The sequence below is a fragment of the Oceanobacillus arenosus genome (assembly GCF_003369575.1).
Classification (GTDB): Bacteria; Bacillota; Bacilli; order Bacillales; family Amphibacillaceae; genus Oceanobacillus; species Oceanobacillus arenosus.
Genome location: NZ_PIOC01000017.1, coordinates 289707 through 304450 on the forward strand (window position 1 = coordinate 289707; position 14744 = coordinate 304450).

The following is a 14744-nucleotide window of genomic DNA, read 5'->3' on the forward strand; positions in this document are numbered from 1 at the left end:
AATGTACATATTTATTATTAATCCTAGGGCTGGAAATGGTCGTGCAAAAAGAGTCTTTTCCAAAATTATTAAAAGCGAGCTTTACCAAAGCTTGGAAAGCACGTACCACTTTACGAGATATCCTGGACATGCAGAAGAAATGGCGAAACAAATCAGTTTAACACCAGAACGGAAGACAATCATCGTTATCGGTGGTGACGGGACGATTCATGAAGTATTAAATGGATTAACAGATAGTAGCACTCCAGTTGCTTTTATTCCAGGAGGATCAGGTAATGATTTTGCTAGAGGATGTAATATTAATGGTTCACCAGTAGAGGTGTTACGTGATATTATAAATGGAGATAATGAAAAATCGTATTGGATTGGCAATTATAGACAGGATAGACAACCAATAAGAAATTTTGCGAATTCGATTGGCTTCGGATTTGATGCACAAATTGCGAATACCGTTAATAAATCGGTGTACAAAAATATATTTAATCGGCTAGGTATTGGTACGTTAAGCTATGTAATTGCACTTATTCAAGTTTTAATTCATTTTAAACCGATGACAGTAATAGTCGATGTTAATCAGCAACAAAGAAAATTAACCAATTGTTGGATGGTGACGACAGGAAATCATCCTTACTACGGCGGGGGAATGAAAATAATTCCGGATGCCAAAATTCAGCCGAATATTTTACCAATCTTAATTATTCATGATATTTCAAAATGGAAGGTGCTATCGCTTTTTATCACCGTATTTATTGGGAAACATCAGATGTTTAAAGAAGTGGAACGGTTAGAAGCAACAGATTTTACGATTATTTCTGATCAGGAGCTATTTTTTCAAGTCGATGGTCAGACGGATACGTGTAAGACGTGCACCGTAACAAAGCAAGTAGACCCAGTTATACTGCTAGGGACAAAGATGGAGTAGGATTTAATATTTACATGGTTGTAATTTGTGCTTGTTACCTATAAAATATGTAAGTGAATGCTAATTTTGAAAGATGTGAAGAATATATGTTGGAATGGCTTGAGCGTGCGTTAGGGGATGGCTGGAAATTAACACCAGCTGGTGGATTAACAGGGGAAGCATTTTTCGCTACAAAGGATGATAAACGATTATTCTTAAAACGGAATTCTTCACCATTTTTAGCTGTACTTTCTGCGGAAGGTATCGTCCCGAAACTTATATGGACAAGAAGGATGGAAAACGGAGATGTGATTACTGCCCAAGAATGGCTTGAAGGCAGAGAACTAAAGCCAGCAGATATGCAACATCAACGAGTAGCAAATTTATTAAACAAGATTCACCATTCCACTGAATTATTGCACATGCTCATGCGATTAGGAATAAAGCCAGTGACTTCAGATGAAATGTTTATTAAGATAAAGAATCATGTAAGCCGATTGGAGTATCTTAACCGGTATGAGGATGTACAGTTAGCATTAACCTATCTTGAGCGATTATTGCCGAAGACACGTAATCAAAAACTAGTTGTTTGTCATAGTGATTTAAATCATAATAATTTATTGCTTTCTAAAGATGGAAGAATTTATTTAATTGATTGGGATAATGCATCGATAGCAGATCCAGCATCCGATTTCGGCATGGTACTCAAATGGTACATACCTCGGGAAAATTGGGCTGAATGGTTAAAAAAATATGGAGTGACAAAAGATAATTATTTGCAGGAACGCATGTATTGGTATCTTTTGCATGATTCACTCCATTATTTATGTTGGCATTTGGAACGAAAAGAACCGATCAAAGTAATGGAAAGACTAAGGGACTTAGATGAATTAAATGAACAAGTTGGACAATTATTTAATATCTAGTTGTTCAATGGCGCTTATCCATGATTGGATATTGTCGAAATTTGTTGTAATGTGCTCTGGTACGTTTTGGGCGATTTCGCCTTCTCTTCCGTAATTGTAAATTTCCGGAAGCAGCTGCAATAATTGTTCATCCGATATTTGGTTGTTTGCCATCATATTTTTGACGAGGCGTTTTATTTGTTGGTATTCCGATACTTCACCTGTATTGTCACCAGCATGTTCGTCTAATATGTCCTGTAATAATGTTAATAGATTATTCACATTAAGTGTCATTTGAAATCACCTCATGGCACTAGTTTTCATCATATTTATTTTTTTATACAAAGTTTAGAAGTAAAGGAAGGTAGAAGCATGCGTCAACGCCATAAACCTTGGGCAGATGAATTTTTAGAAGAAAATAATCATCTTGTAATCCCAAGTGCAACAGAACATCGCCTGAATTGGCAAAAGGTATTTGGAAATGATAAGCCAATCCATTTGGAAGTAGGTACGGGGAAAGGTCAATTCATTATTGGAATGGCAAAACAATATCCAGACGTAAACTTCATCGGAATTGAAATCGCCAAGAGTGTTATCGTTTCAGCAACGGAAAAAGTAATTGCTTCCGGTTTAGATAATATTCTGTTATTGAATGAAGATGCAAGTGAATTACGTGAAATGTTTGGAGAAAATGAAATAACAGGTATTTATTTAAACTTCTCAGACCCGTGGCCAAAGAATCGCCATGAGAAAAGAAGGTTAACATATCGTTCATTCTTAGAGCAATACGAAGAAATACTTGAGCAGGATGGGGAGCTTATCTTTAAAACGGATAATCGGGGGTTGTTCGAATATTCGCTAGTTAGCTTTAATGATTATGGCATGAAGTTAGAGGAAGTAAACCTCGATCTTCATGCTATCGATGATGAAACTAATGTTATGACGGAATATGAAGAAAAATTTTCTGCTAAGGGACAGGTTATTTATCGTTGTAAGGCTCGATTTGGATCACGCTAGGTAAATAGATTTGGAGAAAATCCAAATGAAATATAACATAGAAGTGTAAAAAAAGCTGTCTCACAGGAACACTACGTATCCTGTGAGACAGCTTTTTTTTATTGGTTAAAATTAATGAGTAACTGTAAACAAACACTTCAACCTCCTGAGCGGTGTTTAACACGGCCGATATGCGCCATATCAGTATCTATAAGACTAACCACAACATTTTCCGATATAACTGGCAGGTTGCACTCAAAAAGCATGTGCCTATGCTAGTTTCTGACCACAATTTGGGCAGAAGTTTGCTCCGGTTGCTTTTTCTCCACAGTTCGGACAGAAATTAGGCTTCTTTCCATTATTATTTGTAGGAATTTGATTCGACTGTGCGGGTGCTTGTGAATTGGCTTCTTGATTTTGTTGCTTCATATTTTTCATCATTTCATTCGCAACATTCATGCCCATCATCATACCAGTCATATCGGAAGCTGTACCGCCACCTTTAACTTTCCCAGAAGCAATCCCATCAGTCATGGAAACCTGTTGGTACTTGCCAAGGTCGCCAATCATCCCATGTGAAGCTGATTTGGTAATCATCTTTTGAATTTCCTCAGGATAATTGAAGCTCATAATCGTAAAACCTGTTACGGACATGCCGTTATTCATAATTTCCATGTCCAAATCTTCCTGGATTCCTTTGGCAATTTCATATGCGTTTGCCTGCAAGTTAAACATATCTTTACCTTCTTTCGTAATCCACTTCATAAGAAGTTGATCAAGAATAGAAGTAATCCGTATCTTAATGTCTTCGACTAGATACGTTTTTTTAATCCCGGCGATGTTATCGATTAAAGAGATATAATCATTTACCTTAAAGTTGAAAGTTCCATTGGCACGAATTGGCATGCCACCAGGAAGGGAAGGGGAGGGAATATTGATTGCATTCTTTGTTCCCCATTTAACGGTAAATTCTTTTGTATTGACAAATAATACCTCGACGCGCAGCCCTGAATTAAATCCAAAGCGGAATCCTTTTAAAGTTGATAGAAAGGGGATAATCTCAGATTCGATGTTATATTCCCCATCATCTTGAAATATTCCTTCAATCTTTCCGTTGTTGATGAATATTGCATCTTGACCAGGTCGTATAAATAATTTACTGCCTTTTTTTATTTCTCGATTTGTCCATTTCCAGAAAATCATATCGTCTCTAAATTCTTCCCATTCCACTACGTCAGAAAATTGACTGCTAAAAAATCCCATATTATAATTCATTCCTTTCCATTTATCTTTCATGTATGTTTTGCTGGTATTTAGACAAACTGCGGACTAAGTTAGGCGCAAAGTTGATTTCCGCTGCGGACAGCGTAGTGTATTTCTGGAGCGACTGGCCGAAGAGCCCTTAGCGCATTAAACTAGTCCGCACTTTATATTGACCCTTCATTATCAACTGCTACTTGAAAAACAACGATTTACTATAAAACGGCTTTGTTTAAAAACTTCCGCGGCTTCCACTATGTGAATGTCCACCTCCGGAGGTTCCGCCTCCACCAAATCCGCCGCCCCCACCTTTATTATTATCCGATGGTTTTCTCTGTTTGGTGACCGTTGTTCTTATATATCGATCTTTTCTATTCATGACTTGTGCCGTATTTAAGTAGGTACGATCGTTTACAGTAACTCTTCCACTTGAATGGAATGCCATCGTACCAACGATTATTGCTGCTATAGCAATCGGTGCTAGGATTTGAAACCAGAGTTTGAAAATAAATAGCTCGGGATTAATCCAGGGGCTGATTCTCATATATTTAGATGATGTTTCGATAAAAGTAGTAAATGCATCATAATAGTTAGCTGCTGATAAATCCGGCGTAATTTTATTTCGGATTTGATCGAGCCTACCATCACTTAAATATTCTTCCGCTAGATAAAATCCAGCTAAATAAACTTCTCTATTTTTCATATCAAGTGTCAGAATTGCGGTATTTCCGTGCTTTTTATCGTAACCTAGCCCTTGCTCATCATAGAAATCCTGCATATACGGAATAATGTCTTTTCCTTGGGTGTCATTAGTTGTTAGTATGACAATATCTGTTTCACTTTCTGCACTGTACTGATTTGCAACTATTTCCAAATTGTCCTTTTCTTCTACTGTTAACAGGTTAGCATAATCAAAGATTCTTTGCTTTGGATCTGTTGCAGCTATCGCTTCTCTCGGTAAAAGTTGAAGCACCAGTAAAAGGGCAATAAATGAAAAAATGATGGATAATGATATTGTCTTTTTCATTAAATCAAGCCCCCTAAAAATAACCATGAGATCAGCTTAAGTGCAATAAAACCGCCGCCAGCAATACTAGTGAACCATGTAGCAATTTTTCCGAAGCTAAGTGGGGGTTTTCCAACGACTTTCCCTGTTTGCCCATTCATCGCAAAAACATGTTCTGATTTATTATAATCATAATAGAACATCCAGACAGGCAGAAGTACGTAATAACTATTCTTGTTTCTCGTATTAATTCTTTTATTGTGATAATTTACTGATTGATAGCCTGATATTGTTGAACGAATATATGAATCGATATATTTATCAATCTTCAATTCTACCCTTGGAAAGAGTTCATTATCGTCATAATTGTATTTTTCCGCAATATATCCAGCTAAATAAGGTGTCTTAAAGTCCTTTAAATTTTTGAATTCAAAGGGCTCTAATTTATCCATTAGTTTATCATTTAACTTTTCAGATGCATCGACAGGTACCTTCTGAAAATTAAGATCAATGTCACGATATATATCATAATATTTCGTTTCGGTATAGATATAATCGCCACTTGTATAGGTGCGAACCTTAGTGCCGACTGCATCAACTTTTGCATCGCTATCTAAATCATATAACCAAAAGGGGACGTAAATTCCGGTTATCCCTTTAATCCGGTTTGCTTCCATAAAACCTTTTGGAGTAAGCCTCCCATTTTTACACCACTTCTGGAACGCTGCCTTTGCCTCTTCTTTACTAATCGTGAAAGGGAGTACTTTTGCAGGTGCTAAAATACCGGATAATCGATCACCGAGAACAACGGCGGCCCCACAGAAGCTACAGGCTGTAGCGGTTGTATCTGCATCTGTAATAATAACAGCACCACAATTTTCGCATTGGTATTCTTTTGCTTCTTCTTCAGAGAAGGTCTTTGTAACATAGTCGTCAGAAAATCCTTCAATATTATCCGTTCTGCCACAGCTCTGACAGGTCAATAATCCCGTATTACTTTCAAAAAGCATTTCTCCGCCACAATTAGGGCATTTATAATGAATGACCATGCTGCTATTCCCCCTTAAACAAGGCTTTTAAATTTCAATGTGAAATCTAATTTCTATCTTTTAATTGTTCCTTTATATTGTTTAATTCCTGATCAATATCGCGGTCATTTTCAATGCTTGTAAAATCTTCCGCTACCTCTTCAAAAGGGTCTCTCCTTAACTCAGCAAGTGCGGCTGCTTCGTCCAAGGCAAAGTTCGTTTTTTCTTCCATTTCATCAAAAGTAGTAGTGTTGATTTTTTGTTGAGACTTAGCCACTATCGTCTTATTATTGATTGTTGAAAAACGATCTTCTAACACTTTAATATCAGCAAAAAGCTTTTCACGTAGCTGTTTCATTTTTAATGAATTGGATGTAGCTATGTCATAGGTTGCTTGTAAATCAGCCTCTAAAGTAACGAGTGTGGCTTTTCGTTCAAGGAAAGTTCTTGCTTGATCCTCATTGCCATTTTCTACTGCTTTTACTGCATAGCGCTGCATTTTATTTATATCGGACTTACAATCGTTAAGTGTCCTTGCTGCTCGTTGCTCTTCAGCAAGGACGGAGGCAGTTTCTGCTTTGACTGCACCTAGATCAAGGTTAAGACTTTTTATATATTGTTTAATCAATTTTTCTGGATTATCAGCTTTGTCCAGTAATGGTTGAAGATTGCTTGCCATAATATCTTTGAATCGGCTCAATATACTCATGGTCTTCCTCCTCGAATAATATAAGTAAATGGGAATTTGGGTATGTATAATAGGAAAAACTTCTTAATTAATATTACGATTCAATCGATATAAAGTTTCATATCATTATAACAAATAAATAACTAGGATAATAAGTAAATAGAGAAATTCGGTTGTGGTCAATGTTAAAATCCTCATTTTTCTAAGTATCATTATTATCCTATATATTCGTGGACACCAAATTGTAATCCAAGAACAAAAGCGCAAGCGCCCGTTTAGCGACGTACGAACTTCTCCTTTCCTTTTGAGATAAAGGATACACGATGAGCGTAAGCGGTTGACTTAGATTACGGAGGTGAGGGAAGTCTCGCTAGGAGCACGGTACGCTTACGCTGGACGTCGCTATTCTCGGTAATTAAGCTATCCACAACGTCCAAATTTTATAGTTTTCTAAGCAATTAAAAAAGACCTATACCATGAATGATGCACGAATTCTGGTATAGGTCTTTTGGGTAAAGGGTCTTAATTAATTGTTGCGGTCATCGCGATTATTGTTATTGTTTTGCCGATTGTTTCGTTCTTCATTTTCATTAAGGAATTCTTCCGCAAATTCAACATTATCGATTTCCTGATTTCTATTATTGTTGTTGTTGTTGTTGTTTTGATTGTTGCGGTCATTACGATTGAAATTCTTTCGGTCGTTATTCATCTAAAATCCCTCCGTTTTTAATCTTAGTGTTTAATATTTTATTGCCTACAGAACATTTTTATCCTTGAACACTTGGTCTAGAAAGATTGCGTTGATTTACCCAAATTCGATTTTGGTTCTTGTTTTCTGGAAATTTTTCTCCAGCCTCAAGTTTTACTTGTTGCGGATCGTTTACCATGCTGCCTGTTTCACCAATTTCAATATAAACACCATTATTTGGTGCCTTTTGCCCAGCACGAAATTGATTACCATGTCCGCTAATTTACCTCACTCCTTTTCATAGAATACTTTTATTATGGCTATTGGATATAATGTTTATAGCTGGAAAAAACTAGATTATTCTCCAGTATTTGAATTGGGATCTGCATAAAGCAATTGTTTAGGAAAAAACTAAAAAAAACGAGCAGTGAAGAAGGCGAAAATCATGATCGACGACATATTGAAAAGAAATGACCATCGTGAATATCCATTACCGGAGGGTCCCTGGATTATGAGGCAAAAATGGGAGCATTTGTTGTTCATCAGCTACCCTGTCTCTGTTGAAATGATAAAAGGGCTCCTGCCACCAGGACTAGATATCGATACTTTTGCAGGAAAGGCATGGATTAGTATCATTCCATTTAAAGTAAGTAAAATGCGCATCCGAAACCTGTCAGCTCTTCCATTTTTAGGGTCCTATTTAGAGTTAAATGTCCAGACCTATGTAAAACGAAAAGGCATATCAGGAGTATACTTTTTTAGTCTCGATGCAAATAATCTGCTTGCTGTAATTGGTGCAAGAATGGCAACACTGCCTTATTTTCATGCGCAGATGCAACTGGATAAAATAGACAATGCCTATCAATTTGCGAGTGTACGTGAAGGAAAAGAACGGATTAAATTCAAAGGGCATTATCGACCAATAGGGGAGCCTTTTTTTCCAGAGAAAGGAATTCGCGAATACTGGTTGCTCGAGCGGTATACTTTATGGACATATAAGGGTGGAAGGTTATACAGGGGAGAACTTCACCATGAAAAATGGGCAATTCAGAATGTGACATTAAGCATGGAAGAGCTATCCTTGCCAATTCTCTCTAATACGTTATTGGATAAAGAAGCGGTCGTGCATTATGCCCATGAAAAAGTGTCCTTGAGTTGGATGATGCAGAAGGAGAAGTAACGGAGATAGAAGTCTAAAATGAAATATAATCTACAGGATTAATGCTATAATGATGTAATGATATATACGCATTTTTGACCGAAATATCCCATTGAAAGGAGCAAGGCATGAATATAAAGCTTAGTCAAAAAATTATTCAAGAGCGATGCGGTATCGTCTCCTTCAAGAGAGGGGACGCTTTTTATCGTAATGATAAAGTATCAATTGAAAATTATAGTGTAGATCGTTGTGAAGCAACCGTAACTGGTAAGGAAGCCTTCCTGGTTATTATTGAAAGAGATGTCAATCGTGGTTTCCGAACCAGCTGTAGTTGCCCAAAATTATCTTCTTATGAAAAGGATTGTCAACATATTGCTGCCGTATTATTGGTGATTCAAGATATGCAGAGGAAAAGTAATTCATCAAGTAATCAACAGTTGGAATATACGAGCACCGTTGACATAAATGTGAAATTGGCAGAAGGTTTGTTGACACTTATTCATGATCAACCAGTTAGAAAAAGCGGATATCAACGGCATTTTGAAAATAGAGAAGTTATCGATTTAACTTTTTTATGCAAAATTTTCTCCGGTGAAAATGCAATACAGCATATTGGAATAGAAATCATAATGGATTCGACTATCGTAGCGGATATTCGCGAATTTCTAAAACAACTGAAAAAGGGGAAAGCATTAACGATTTCTCCTTCATTTATATTTGATCCAACATTGTATTGTTTTTCAAATGAAAATGATGCAGTTATCAACCAGCTAATTCAACTGATAAATGATGAAAAGTTATTTGGGAAACCCCAGACCGAGTATAAACTCAATCAACAAGTGCTGCGAATCCCGCCATCATCATGGGAACGAGTTGCCCCTCTACTTACAAAAGCACCATCTGTAATGCTTTCATATAACGGGGATGTTACGGATTCATTTTCAATTATAGAAAACCAACTTCCATTGCAATTTGAATTTACGGATGTAGAAAATGGATATGAACTAAAAATCGCGGGACTCGGCAATATGCAAGTATTAACAGACTATCAGCTTGCCGTTTATGATGGAAAACTGGTTCATTTAAAAAGGGAGAAGACAAATCAGCTCTTGGAATTAAAACAAATGCTAGAGGCCTCTCAAACCGATCGGATTTTCATTTCAGAAGATCATATTCGGCCTTTTTTGAAAAAAGGACTTGCTGGATTGAAGAAGCTTGGTAATGTCCATTTAACGAAGCGGCTCCGAACGCAGCTTATGAAAACACCACTTGTTGCGAAACTGTATTTAGACCGTTTAAGGAACCGACTGCTTGCAGGGCTTGAGTTCCATTATGACAATGTCATGATAAATCCATTAGAAGAACGGAACGAGCGAGAAACTACAATGGTAATAAGGGATCTTGAGCGAGAAGAAGAAATTTTACGGTTGATGGATGATAGTGCATTTACGAAGACAGAGGAAGGGTATTTCTTTCAAAATGAGGATTTAGAATACGAATTTCTATACCATGTCGTTCCCAAATTACAGGAGCTTGTACAAATCTATGCAACTACTGCAGTTAGAAATCGAATTGCAAGGATTAATGATTGGCCGAAAATTAGAATAAAGCATAAAAGGGATCGGACTGACTGGTTAGAATTCAAATTTGAGATGAATGGAATCCCTGAGAAGGAAATACGTGAGCTGCTGAGCGCACTAGAAGAAAAACGAAAATATTATCGATTGCGAAATGGATCGCTCCTGTCACTAGAAACTAAGGAGTTTGAAGAAATCCAGCGGTTTCTCCTTGCTGCACCAATGCAGGAGGTGGATTTGGAGAATGGTTTGAATGTACCAATTATCAATGGAATCAAACTAATTGATTCCATCAATGAACAAACTACATTTACGATTGAAGCATCCTTTCGTCAATTCCTAGATAATATTCAAAATCCTGATAATGCATCAATTGAGGTGCCTGAAATTTTGGAAACGGTACTGCGGAATTATCAAAAACAAGGATACCAATGGATGAAGACACTTGCGGGCTACGGATTTGGTGGGATTCTTGCTGATGATATGGGATTAGGAAAAACAGTCCAAAGTATTGCCTTTATTCTCTCCGTACTTCCTGAACTACGGAAAAAAGAGCAGCCAGTTCTCATTATATCCCCATCATCTGTGACGTATAACTGGTTGAATGAGATCATGAAATTTGCCCCAGAAATAGAAGCACTTGTAATAGACGGAAATAAGTATGAAAGAACCAGACTCCAGAAGGATGCGCAGGGTATCGATGTATTGATTACTTCCTATCCATTGCTTCGAAGTGATATTGAATGGTATGAAAGCAATAAGTTTCATACGATATTTTTTGATGAGGCACAGGCATTTAAGAATCCATTCACACAAACTGCAAGAGCTGTGAAAAAATTGCAGGCAGAACATTATTTCGCACTTACTGGAACACCGATAGAAAATTCATTGGAAGAGCTCTGGTCGATTTTTCACGTTGTTTTTCCAGAATTATTCGGTGGACTAAAGGAATTTAGTAATTTGACAAGGAAGCAAGTATCCCGAAGAATCCGACCTTTTTTGCTGCGCAGGATGAAGGAGAATGTCATAAAAGAGCTCCCGGAAAAGCTGGAATTGATTGATTCGGTAGAACTACTTCCAGAGCAGAAAAAGCTCTATGCTGCCTACCTTGCGAAATTAAGGCATGATACGTTTAAACATATGGATAAGGGCACATTTCGTAAGAATAAAATTAAGATCCTAGCAGGACTAACTAGATTACGGCAAATATGTTGTCATCCAGCACTATTTGTAGAAGGCTATAAGGGAAGTTCAGCGAAATTTGAACAATTAATACGGATTATGGAGGAATCAAGGCTATCTGGCAGACGGGTATTAATTTTCTCCCAATTTACCAAAATGCTTGATCTAATTGGCAGAGCGTTGGTAGAGCAAGACCTTCCATTTTTTTATCTTGATGGACAAACGCCATCTCAAAAAAGAGTGGAGCTTTGTGATCGGTTTAATGCTGGCGAACGAGATGTTTTTTTAATTTCCTTGAAGGCAGGGGGAACAGGGCTCAATTTGACTGGTGCTGATACTGTAATTTTGTATGATCTATGGTGGAATCCAGCTGTTGAGGAACAAGCAGCAGACCGTGCACATCGAATGGGGCAGGAAAACGTTGTGGAGGTAATTAAGCTCGTCACAAGGGGGACTATTGAAGAAAAAATGAATGAACTGCAGGAGAAAAAGAAAAAATTAATCGATGAAATTATTGATTCCGAAGAGAAAGTGACATCAGGAATTACAGAAGAGGATATTCGAGAGATATTGAAAATATGACGGATGGTTTTCACAGAAAACCATCCGTTTGACTATTTCAAAAGGCATTATTTATATTGTTTTCATTCTGCTGTTGAGTGTTACTGGAACCAAGTGTGTTCGTAAGTTGTTGAACAGCTGGATTGTTCATCGCATTAGATAATTGACCGGGCAAACGTTGGAACGTTCCATTTTGGACACCTCTAGTAATACCATAAATGGCAGCACCTGCTGCAGCTGTAGTAATTAACGCTGTCATCACACCTTGACGATTGTTCATATTATTACCATCCTTTATTTTTGTTGTGGAAATATTGTTCCTATACTTTTGGAACATTGTTAGTTTATAGAAACACATATAATATATACTGATTATTATTTTCCATTTTCTTGACCACAGCAGATAAGTAAAATAGAGTTATTAATAAGTACATTTAATGCATGCTGCTAAAAAACCTCTTATTGGGACAATATAAGGAAAAAGATTAAAGGGGGGTCTGTTGATGGTGAATAATAATAGTGATCAGGGAAAATTAACAGTCGTTGGTACAAATATCGATGCGGTAAAAGAGCAAAATGAGCAGTCAGGCATGTCCTATAATGAAGTTAAGGAATGGCTTGCTCAAACAACTGGGGGACATGGCACTCGAATTTACAGAGACACTCATATTGAGGAAGTTAAAAGGGATAAACAACAGTCAAAGCTGTAATAAAAGGAGGCAGAGAAACTCATGCAAAAAAACTTTGAAAAAATATACAATGAATACCGGAATCAAAGTGAACAACAAACAAGTTTTGATGCGAGGCAAGAATTGTTAGACGGACAAGAAGAAATAATAGCAGTGAGAAAAAATGATTCTGGCGATATGATTGCATTTAAAACGAATACGGGTCGTGAGCTGGATTATCTCATTGCCTTAAATGAAGCAAAGGCTGGTAAAATCGCTCATATTGATGTGTTTCATAAGTATGGAAAAGACATTATTCGCAGTCAACCTGATGGGATAATAGAAAACAATTTAAGTAATTTACCTCAATTTTAATATAAAAAAAGAATCGTTTTCCCATTGCTGTGGATGACGATTCTTATGTTTGGTTTTATACATATTATCTTTTTTATTTTTTGTTTTTCTAGTGTGTAAATCAAGCTGTGAAAATGGACTTCTATTAATTTCCGGATTTAATCTTCCTTCACGTACTAATTTTCTGCGTTTCTTATTGGCATTAGACTTTGCCATTACTCTCACACTCCCTAAGTATTTGTTTCCATTATACAATATTTCATTACTCTTTTAAAAGGGGGATATTTTTGTAATGGAATGCTAATGATTAAGTTGTAATAGTAATGGGTTGATCACTAATATGCTAGATTCGATTGTTACTGTTTTGTTATACCTTGAAACATAACTGTAATCTTTTTAACATTGTTCCGTCATTTTCAAATGATATACTTCCAATTAGGAAAATACATAGCGAAGAGAGAAAAAAATGATGGTATTATGCTAAAAAGAAAGCAGGGGGAAAATTGAAAAAGAAATTTGTCGCAATTACCTTAGCTACAATAATTGCTCTTGGAATTCCTGTAAGCAATTATAGTTACGCAGAGACCACGAATGATTTAGAAGCAATCCAGGATCAACGTAAAGAAATTAAAGAAAATCTTTCTGATGCAGAAGGTAAGATAGCTAGTGTTGTAAGTGAAATTGAGGAATTGAATAGTCAAATAGAACAAGTAAATCAAAGATTAATAGAAAACCAAACCTTAATGAAAGATACCGAGCAAGATATCGAAGGTACAATCGGTGAAATTGAAACGTTACAAGCTGAAAAACAGGAGCTAGAAATTTCAATTGAAAAACGCTATGAAATATTAAAAAGTAGAGTATCTTCATATCAAAAGACCGGTGGATCTATTACGTTTTTAGAAGTTATTTTTGGGTCACAAAACTTTGGGGATTTTCTTAGTCGAGTCTCTTCAGTAAATAAAATAGCTGAATCAGATGCAATTTTGATGGAAGAGCTTGATGCAGACATTAAAAAAGTAGAAGAAAATCAAAATCTTTCTTTAGAAAAATTAGATCAATTAAACACGATGAAACAAGAACAAGAGGAAACAGAAAGAGCAATTAATGAACAAAAGCAACAAAATGAAGCAAGTAGGCAAGCATTAGAAAATAAACAACAAGAGTTAGTAACTCTAGTAGATAACTTACAAGCGAAAGATACGAATCTCACTGCACTTGAAGCAGAAACAAAGGCAAAAATTGCGGAAGCTGCCCGATTAGCAGCACAAGCGGCGAAAGAAAAAGAACTAGAAGCGAAATCAGCTGAACCTGTTGTACAATTAGCCGCTGCGACAACTAATGTTGAAACAAACAGTGTGAAATCTGAAGAAAAAGTAACGACAAAAGAACAGTCGAATACAGCTGGAAAACAAGAAGAAACAAGACAACAACCTGTGGAAAAAACGGAAGGAAAAACCTTTACGATGACGTCAACGGCATACACACTGGAAAGCTCTGGCGGTTCTGGTGTAACGTCAACAGGCATTGATTTAAGAAAAAACCCAAACGCAAAAGTAATTGCTGTAGATCCGAGTGTTATCCCATTAGGTTCTGTTGTCCATGTTGAAGGATATGGATATGCAATTGCAGGTGATATTGGTGGAGCAATCAAAGGAAATAAGATCGATGTTTATGTTCCAACACATAAAGCCGCATTGAATTGGGGAAGACGCACAGTTAAAGTAACGATTACAAAATAAATAATTGATTGGAGAGGAGCAATTAGAAT

The 14744-nt window shown here is 36.7% G+C and carries 17 protein-coding genes; 8 read left to right on the top strand and 9 right to left on the bottom strand.

Annotated features, from left to right (window positions below; genetic code table 11):
* Position 1 precedes the first annotated feature (1 nt).
* On the top strand, positions 2-922 hold the full coding sequence (locus tag CWR48_RS12155) for a diacylglycerol/lipid kinase family protein (RefSeq protein ID WP_115773498.1): 921 nt from the start codon (positions 2-4) through the stop codon (positions 920-922).
* A gap of 86 nt (positions 923-1008) precedes the next feature.
* Positions 1009-1827: a phosphotransferase family protein gene (locus tag CWR48_RS12160; RefSeq protein ID WP_115773499.1), complete on the top strand. Its 819-nt coding sequence runs from the start codon at positions 1009-1011 to the stop codon at positions 1825-1827.
* Here CWR48_RS12160 and CWR48_RS12165 read toward each other — a convergent pair.
* Positions 1813-2100, bottom strand: coding sequence for a YtzH-like family protein (locus tag CWR48_RS12165; protein WP_115773500.1), 288 nt, complete (start codon positions 2098-2100; stop codon positions 1813-1815). The genes CWR48_RS12160 and CWR48_RS12165 overlap by 15 nt on opposite strands.
* A 78-nt stretch (positions 2101-2178) precedes the next feature.
* On the opposite strand from CWR48_RS12165, the gene trmB reads away from it, so the two are divergent.
* Positions 2179-2823 (top strand): tRNA (guanosine(46)-N7)-methyltransferase TrmB, encoded by a 645-nt coding sequence (gene trmB, locus CWR48_RS12170; RefSeq protein ID WP_115773501.1) that lies wholly within the window; start codon positions 2179-2181, stop codon positions 2821-2823.
* A gap of 249 nt (positions 2824-3072) precedes the next feature.
* Here trmB and CWR48_RS12175 read toward each other — a convergent pair whose 3' ends face one another.
* The 6 genes from CWR48_RS12175 to CWR48_RS12200 all read right to left on the bottom strand — a co-directional run bounded on the left by CWR48_RS12175 (position 3073) and on the right by CWR48_RS12200 (position 7755).
* Positions 3073-4065, bottom strand: a complete 993-nt coding sequence (locus CWR48_RS12175; protein ID WP_115773502.1) for an SPFH domain-containing protein — start codon at positions 4063-4065, stop codon at positions 3073-3075.
* 229 nt (positions 4066-4294) lie between these two features.
* Positions 4295-5089 carry a TPM domain-containing protein gene (locus CWR48_RS12180; protein ID WP_115773503.1) on the bottom strand — a complete coding sequence of 265 codons (795 nt, stop codon included), beginning with the start codon at positions 5087-5089 and terminating at the stop codon, positions 4295-4297.
* Positions 5089-6117 (bottom strand): TFIIB-type zinc ribbon-containing protein, encoded by a 1029-nt coding sequence (locus tag CWR48_RS12185; protein WP_115773504.1) that lies wholly within the window; start codon positions 6115-6117, stop codon positions 5089-5091. Before CWR48_RS12185 ends, CWR48_RS12180 begins: the two co-directional genes overlap by 1 nt.
* 46 nt (positions 6118-6163) lie before the next feature.
* A complete protein-coding gene (locus CWR48_RS12190) occupies positions 6164-6805 on the bottom strand; it encodes a PspA/IM30 family protein (protein ID WP_115773505.1) in 642 nt (213 codons plus the stop codon).
* 505 nt (positions 6806-7310) lie between these two features.
* Positions 7311-7493, bottom strand: coding sequence for a hypothetical protein (locus CWR48_RS12195; protein WP_115773506.1), 183 nt, complete (start codon positions 7491-7493; stop codon positions 7311-7313).
* A gap of 58 nt (positions 7494-7551) precedes the next feature.
* Complete coding sequence (locus CWR48_RS12200; protein WP_115773507.1) at positions 7552-7755, bottom strand: YjzC family protein; 204 nt, start codon at positions 7753-7755, stop codon at positions 7552-7554.
* Between the two features lie 162 nt (positions 7756-7917).
* Between CWR48_RS12200 and CWR48_RS12205 the strand changes: the two genes are divergently transcribed.
* Positions 7918-8652 (top strand): YqjF family protein, encoded by a 735-nt coding sequence (locus CWR48_RS12205; protein ID WP_115773508.1) that lies wholly within the window; start codon positions 7918-7920, stop codon positions 8650-8652.
* A 107-nt stretch (positions 8653-8759) separates the two neighbouring features.
* Entirely contained in the window at positions 8760-11972 is a 3213-nt protein-coding gene (locus tag CWR48_RS12210; protein WP_115773509.1) for a DEAD/DEAH box helicase, read from the top strand.
* Positions 11973-12009: 37 nt separating this feature from the next.
* On the opposite strand, the gene CWR48_RS12215 is transcribed toward CWR48_RS12210, so the two are convergent.
* Positions 12010-12231, bottom strand: a complete 222-nt coding sequence (locus CWR48_RS12215) for a hypothetical protein (protein ID WP_115773510.1) — start codon at positions 12229-12231, stop codon at positions 12010-12012.
* 223 nt (positions 12232-12454) lie between these two features.
* Here CWR48_RS12215 and CWR48_RS12220 point away from each other — a divergent pair, with 223 nt between their 5' ends.
* A complete protein-coding gene (locus tag CWR48_RS12220; RefSeq protein ID WP_115773511.1) occupies positions 12455-12661 on the top strand; it encodes a gamma-type small acid-soluble spore protein in 207 nt (68 codons plus the stop codon).
* A gap of 21 nt (positions 12662-12682) precedes the next feature.
* Positions 12683-12994, top strand: a complete 312-nt coding sequence (locus CWR48_RS12225; protein WP_115773512.1) for a DUF3892 domain-containing protein — start codon at positions 12683-12685, stop codon at positions 12992-12994.
* Here CWR48_RS12225 and CWR48_RS12230 read toward each other — a convergent pair.
* Positions 12980-13189: a hypothetical protein gene (locus tag CWR48_RS12230; protein WP_115773513.1), complete on the bottom strand. Its 210-nt coding sequence runs from the start codon at positions 13187-13189 to the stop codon at positions 12980-12982. The genes CWR48_RS12225 and CWR48_RS12230 overlap by 15 nt on opposite strands.
* A gap of 287 nt (positions 13190-13476) precedes the next feature.
* On the opposite strand from CWR48_RS12230, the gene CWR48_RS12235 reads away from it, so the two are divergent.
* A complete protein-coding gene (locus CWR48_RS12235) occupies positions 13477-14715 on the top strand; it encodes a PcsB-like coiled-coil domain-containing protein (protein WP_115773514.1) in 1239 nt (412 codons plus the stop codon).
* Positions 14716-14744: the final 29 nt, after the last annotated feature.

Coding starts and splice junctions, on each gene's coding strand:
- CWR48_RS12155 (WP_115773498.1), top strand. CDS start 2: ATGTACATATTTATTATTAATCCTAGGGCTGGAAATGGTCGTGCAAAA.
- CWR48_RS12160 (WP_115773499.1), top strand. CDS start 1,009: ATGTTGGAATGGCTTGAGCGTGCGTTAGGGGATGGCTGGAAATTAACA.
- CWR48_RS12165 (WP_115773500.1), bottom strand. CDS start 2,100: ATGACACTTAATGTGAATAATCTATTAACATTATTACAGGACATATTA.
- trmB (WP_115773501.1), top strand. CDS start 2,179: ATGCGTCAACGCCATAAACCTTGGGCAGATGAATTTTTAGAAGAAAAT.
- CWR48_RS12175 (WP_115773502.1), bottom strand. CDS start 4,065: ATGGGATTTTTTAGCAGTCAATTTTCTGACGTAGTGGAATGGGAAGAA.
- CWR48_RS12180 (WP_115773503.1), bottom strand. CDS start 5,089: ATGAAAAAGACAATATCATTATCCATCATTTTTTCATTTATTGCCCTT.
- CWR48_RS12185 (WP_115773504.1), bottom strand. CDS start 6,117: ATGGTCATTCATTATAAATGCCCTAATTGTGGCGGAGAAATGCTTTTT.
- CWR48_RS12190 (WP_115773505.1), bottom strand. CDS start 6,805: ATGAGTATATTGAGCCGATTCAAAGATATTATGGCAAGCAATCTTCAA.
- CWR48_RS12195 (WP_115773506.1), bottom strand. CDS start 7,493: ATGAATAACGACCGAAAGAATTTCAATCGTAATGACCGCAACAATCAA.
- CWR48_RS12205 (WP_115773508.1), top strand. CDS start 7,918: ATGATCGACGACATATTGAAAAGAAATGACCATCGTGAATATCCATTA.
- CWR48_RS12210 (WP_115773509.1), top strand. CDS start 8,760: ATGAATATAAAGCTTAGTCAAAAAATTATTCAAGAGCGATGCGGTATC.
- CWR48_RS12215 (WP_115773510.1), bottom strand. CDS start 12,231: ATGAACAATCGTCAAGGTGTGATGACAGCGTTAATTACTACAGCTGCA.
- CWR48_RS12220 (WP_115773511.1), top strand. CDS start 12,455: ATGGTGAATAATAATAGTGATCAGGGAAAATTAACAGTCGTTGGTACA.
- CWR48_RS12225 (WP_115773512.1), top strand. CDS start 12,683: ATGCAAAAAAACTTTGAAAAAATATACAATGAATACCGGAATCAAAGT.
- CWR48_RS12230 (WP_115773513.1), bottom strand. CDS start 13,189: ATGGCAAAGTCTAATGCCAATAAGAAACGCAGAAAATTAGTACGTGAA.